3 protein-coding genes are annotated in these 4,841 nt (G+C 59.1%); all 3 read right to left on the bottom strand.

Going from position 1 to position 4,841, the window contains the following annotated elements:
* Positions 1-152: 152 nt before the first annotated feature.
* Entirely contained in the window at positions 153-1,490 is a 1,338-nt protein-coding gene (gene qmoA / locus V6C16_RS08030; RefSeq protein WP_333542983.1) for a heterodisulfide reductase subunit A, read from the bottom strand.
* Between the two features lie 278 nt (positions 1,491-1,768).
* On the bottom strand, positions 1,769-3,757 hold the full coding sequence (gene aprA / locus V6C16_RS08035; RefSeq protein WP_333542984.1) for an adenylyl-sulfate reductase subunit alpha: 1,989 nt from the start codon (positions 3,755-3,757) through the stop codon (positions 1,769-1,771).
* Between the two features lie 37 nt (positions 3,758-3,794).
* Positions 3,795-4,283 (bottom strand): adenylyl-sulfate reductase subunit beta, encoded by a 489-nt coding sequence (aprB, locus tag V6C16_RS08040; RefSeq protein WP_333535099.1) that lies wholly within the window; start codon positions 4,281-4,283, stop codon positions 3,795-3,797.
* Positions 4,284-4,841: the final 558 nt, after the last annotated feature.

The following is a 4,841-nucleotide window of genomic DNA, read 5'->3' on the forward strand; positions in this document are numbered from 1 at the left end:
GTCCACGGCCAATGCCAGCACGGGAACCACCTTGACCACGGCTGTGAGGTCGCCCCACGTTGCCGAGGTCTGCGCGGCAAGCGCCTCAAGATCGAGGCCGCCGCCAATGTTCTGCTGGTCAAAATAGACGCCAATCTTACCGGACATGCCGCCTACCTCCCTTTCACCGTTTGTACCGCCTTCAGGGCGGCGGCTGTACCGGACTGAGCCGAGCGCATCACATCCAGGGGCATGCGCGCGCAACCGGCGGCAAAGATGCCGGCTTCCTCTCCGCCCGCCACAAAGCCTTCTTCATCAAGAGGCAGGGGCAGAGGCGCGTCTTCGCCGGCCAAAGAGGGCTGCATACCCGTTGCCAGCACCACAAGGTCATAGTCGAGGGTGAGCTTTTCGCCGCTTACGGCGTCTTCTGCCGTCAGGCGCACCTTGTCGCCCGCAGCCTGCACCACATCAGCGACCTTGCCCTTGACAAAATGCACGTTGGGCATGGCCTTGACCTTTTCAAGCACTTTCACGTAGCGGCCGGGAGCGCGCATATCAATATAATAAACCGTAATCTGCGTATCAGGGCTTTGCTCGGCAATGTACTGGCACTGCTTGAGCGTTGCCATACAGCAGATGTATGAACAGTAGTTCAGATGGTTCTGGTCGCGCGAACCGGCGCACTGCACAAAGGCCACGTGGTGGGGCCTGCGGCCGTCCGTGGGCCGCGTGATGCGCCCGCCTGTGGGGCCACAGGGCGAGGCAAGACGCTCCATCTGCATGTTGGAAATACAGTTTTTCACGTTGCCCGCGCCAAGGTTGCTCAGACGGGTGACGTCATAGGGCTTCCAGCCGGTGGCAATGACCACAGCGCCCACGCCCAGTTCAATTTCGCGAGGGGCTTCGGCCACATCCAGAAACTGGTTGCCCGCCACACGGGCCGTGTCGGCCTTGGAAAGAGTCTGCGTATCCAGGGTGTAGCGGCTGGGAAAGGCGAAAGGCATGGCCTTGTACAAAGCCTTGCGCTTTGAAAGGCCAAAGTCGAATTCGCTGGGGCTTTCGCCGTCAAGGCTGGAGGCCAGCAGGCTGAAATCCACGTTATGGGGCGCCGTGCGGCGCGGTTCGATGCGCACCTTGACGGTATAGTCGCCCTTGACCCCGCTGAAGCCCACAACTTCGGCCTGGGTAAAGAACTTCACACGCGGATTTTTCCTGATGCGCTGGAACTGGATTTCCAAGCCGCAGGAGGGGGGACAGAGTTTGGGAAAATATTTATTGAGCTGAGCCACGCGGCCCCCAAGCCAGGGCGACTTTTCGACGATATAGACGTCGTGACCCAGTTCCGCCGCTTCAATGGCGGCTGTAAGGCCTGCAAAGCCGCCGCCCACGACGAGAATGGCATTGGACATCCTGGATATCCTCCTGCGTTGTTGCATAGCGGCTGAAGAAGTGACAACGCCCCTCGCCGCGGAAAAAAGGAGTGGCCGCATCCGGCCAAACCTTACGGGCATCGGCTCGCGCCAACTGCCGACGGCCGGCCACAGTTTCCGATGTGGCCGCCTGGAACCGTACCCGGTTGCCCTTGAGACTTTGCCTCACCATCATGCCCGGCAGTTTTCCGGTGGCGGCGAACCGCCTGACGGGGGACATACAAACCGCATGCTGCAGCATTTGCGCGGCGGATGAAGCGCATCCGCGCCCTTCGCCTGTTGCACCCGCTGGCTGTGACAGAGCTTACAGCCAAGGGGGGCGGCCTTGCGGCCGCCCCTTTTGTGCTACATGCCGCCGACTAGTCGGGGATGATCTGGTAGTAGGGCTTCTTGAAGATCTTGGTCTCGCCGGTGGCGGGATCGTACTTGGAGTTCACGAAGCACTTCCACTTGGTGTCGTCCAGGGCCATGAAGTCCGCGCGGTAGTAGAAGCCGGGATAACGGGATTCTTCGCGGAAGGAGATGTGCTGCATGTGCAGGCGCACCGTCCACAGGCGATGGTAGTTTTCCCAGCAGCGCAGCAGTTCGTGCAGGTCACGGGAGGCCAGCTTGAGGGAGTCTTCTTCCATCATGGCAAGCAGGTTGAAGCCCGTGTCGAGCAGAGCCTTGGAGGTGGTGTAGTAGGTGCTCACGCCGCCGCCGTATTCGTCGGTGCACTTCACAAGACGCATCATGAAGTTCTTGGGCGTGATGTAGTTGGGGTTCACCACAGGGTCGGTGGAAGCGTCCTTGCCGGCCATGAAGTTATAGTACGGACGGTAGATGAGCTTTTTCAGTTCATCAGCGCTTTCCTTGAACTCGGGCTTGAAGTCCTTGTGGTCAAGGCACCAGCGCACCATCTGCTTGCCGGCGATACGGCCTTCAGCATGCGAACCGGAGGAGAACTTGTGGCCGGAAGCGCCCACGCCGTCGGCGCAGGTGAACAGGCCTTCAACGGTGGTCATGCGGTTGTAGACCTTGCCGTTGGCCGCACGCACCTTATAGTCTTCGGGAACCCATTCTTCGTCGGGACCGGACACCCAGATGCCGCAGCAGCCGGAGTGGGAGCCGAGCAGGTAGGGTTCGGTGGGCATGATTTCGGAACCGCGTTCTTCAGGAGCGGTATTGGTGCAGGCCCACAGGTTGGCCTGACCAACGCACATGTCGAGGAAGTCTTCCCAGGCTTCGGACTCAAGTTCCTTCTGCTGTTCTTCGTTCAATGTGGCGAAGGTGGTCTGCAGGGCGGTCTTGGTATCCATGTAGATGGGGCCGCGGCCTTCGCGCATTTCGCGAAGCATCATGTGGTTACGCAGGCAGGTCGGAATGACGTGGCCCTTGGCGTAGCCGCGATCTTCGTAGGGCTTCAGCATGGCACGGTTGGTCACGCAGTAGTCTTCGCCCTTGCTGTTGGTGGCTTTGGCCTTGAAGAGCAGGAACCACGCGCCCACGGGGCCGTAACCGTCCTTGAAGCGGGCGGGCACGAAGCGGTTTTCCATCATGGTCATTTCAGCGCCGACCTGAGCACACATGGTGTAGGTGGAACCGGCGTTCCATACGGGATACCAGGCGCGGCCCATGCCTTCACCGGTGGAGCGGGGGCGGTACACGTTCACCGCGCCGCCGGCGGCCACCATGATGGTGTTGGCTTTGAAGATGTGCACTTCGTTGGCGCGCAGGTTAAAGCCCACGGCGCCCGCGATGCGGTTGGGAGTATTTTTGTCGAGCAGCAGCTTCACGATAAAGATGCGCTCCATGATGCGGTCTTCACCCAGGGCATTCTTGGCGGCTTCGGCCACGATGCACTTGTAGGATTCACCGTTGATCATGATCTGCCAGCGGCCGGAACGCACGGGGGCGTCGCCCTTGCGCAGGCTCTTGCCGGCGGCCTTGGCGGCGGCGCCGTTCATGTTGTGGCCGTCTTCGCCCTTGATCCAGCAGGGCAGACCCCAGTCTTCAAACAGATGCACGGAGTCGTCGACGTGACGGCCGCAGTCGAAGATAAGGTCTTCGCGCACGAGGCCCATAAGGTCGGTGCGGACCATGCGCACGTAGTCGTCGGCGCTGTTTTCACCCAGATAGGTGTTGATGGCGGAAAGGCCCTGGGCCACGGCGCCGGAACGCTCGAGGGAAGCCTTGTCGCAAAGCAGAATTTTCAGGCCATGCTTGTCGCCCCAGCGGACGGCTTCAAAAGCGGTGCCGCAGGACCCCATGCCGCCGCCCACGATGAGCAGGTCAACCGCATGTTCTTTAACTTCGGGTTCGGCAATGGCTACGCCCTTTATCGCTTCCTTTACGGGAATCATAGGCATAATGGTATCTCCTTATCGCACTAGCGGTTGCAAAAGCCTAACGGCCGTGTTCCATGCAAGTAAGAACCTTGTCGGCTTCCAACATTTCAAACTTCTTGCCGAGAGCTTCCTTGGGGGCAACCAGGGCCTTTTCGGTGAACAGAAGTTCGTCTTCGATGTTGCCGCCTTCGGGGAAACCTTCAAAAGGCTTGATGGAACCTTCCGGAGTGGTGCGAATGGGGAACTTGAAACGCTTTACATTGCCGTTACGGAACTGAACCGTCCACATGATGGAGTCTGCCGACCGCATGGGGATACAGGTTCCGCCCATGGGAGCGAAGTCAGCGTAGGGGCGAGCCGTGATGGCGCCCTGGGGGCAGATCTTCACGCAGGAATAGCATTCCCAGCAGGCGTCGGGTTCCTGGTTGTAGGCCTTCATTTCCTCGGGGTCGAGGATCATGAGGTCGTTGGGGCAAATGTACATGCAAGCCGTCTTTTCGCCACCCTTGCAGCCGTCACATTTGGACGGATCGACATAAGTCGGCATACGTATCCTCCAACTCATTAAAAGTGTTTGAAAAACCCGCCGGGTTCGGCGTGGCGCGACGGGAAAGACCGACACGCCGGGGTTAGCCGAGCGCCTTCGCTAAAACGTTGGGCGAATGGCTTGCGCAATTAGTAACAAGCCCTTGGCGTCCGAGTCAAGCCCCCTCTGCAAAATTTCGTGGAAACATTACATCGCCGAACAGACATTCCCAATAAAATTCAACTAGATAAGGTTCTTGTGAAAAAAGTTCTAATCCCCTATTCAAACCTTCCCCCAACAGAGTCCTCGCGAGCACACCCTTGCAAGAGAAGTCATTTCAAGCTAACACGTTTGCGCAGAGAAAGAAAGACTGTGACGCAGATTTGCTGCGTATTTGTGGCAACCCCCTGCAATTCCACACAACGAAAAGGGATTTAATCACCCTCTCCCTTCCATTTTCCCACAGGAAAGAGCATGACTGATCATTCGAACGACTCGCGCGGCCCCCGTTTTCCCCGAGACAGCCGCGAAAAACGCGATTCCCGGGGCCAGGGCGAAGCCCGCCCGCGCCGCCCCCTG

Origin of the sequence: Desulfovibrio sp. 1188_IL3213 (assembly GCF_036763145.1) — a bacterium.
Taxonomy (GTDB): Bacteria; Desulfobacterota; Desulfovibrionia; order Desulfovibrionales; family Desulfovibrionaceae; genus Desulfovibrio.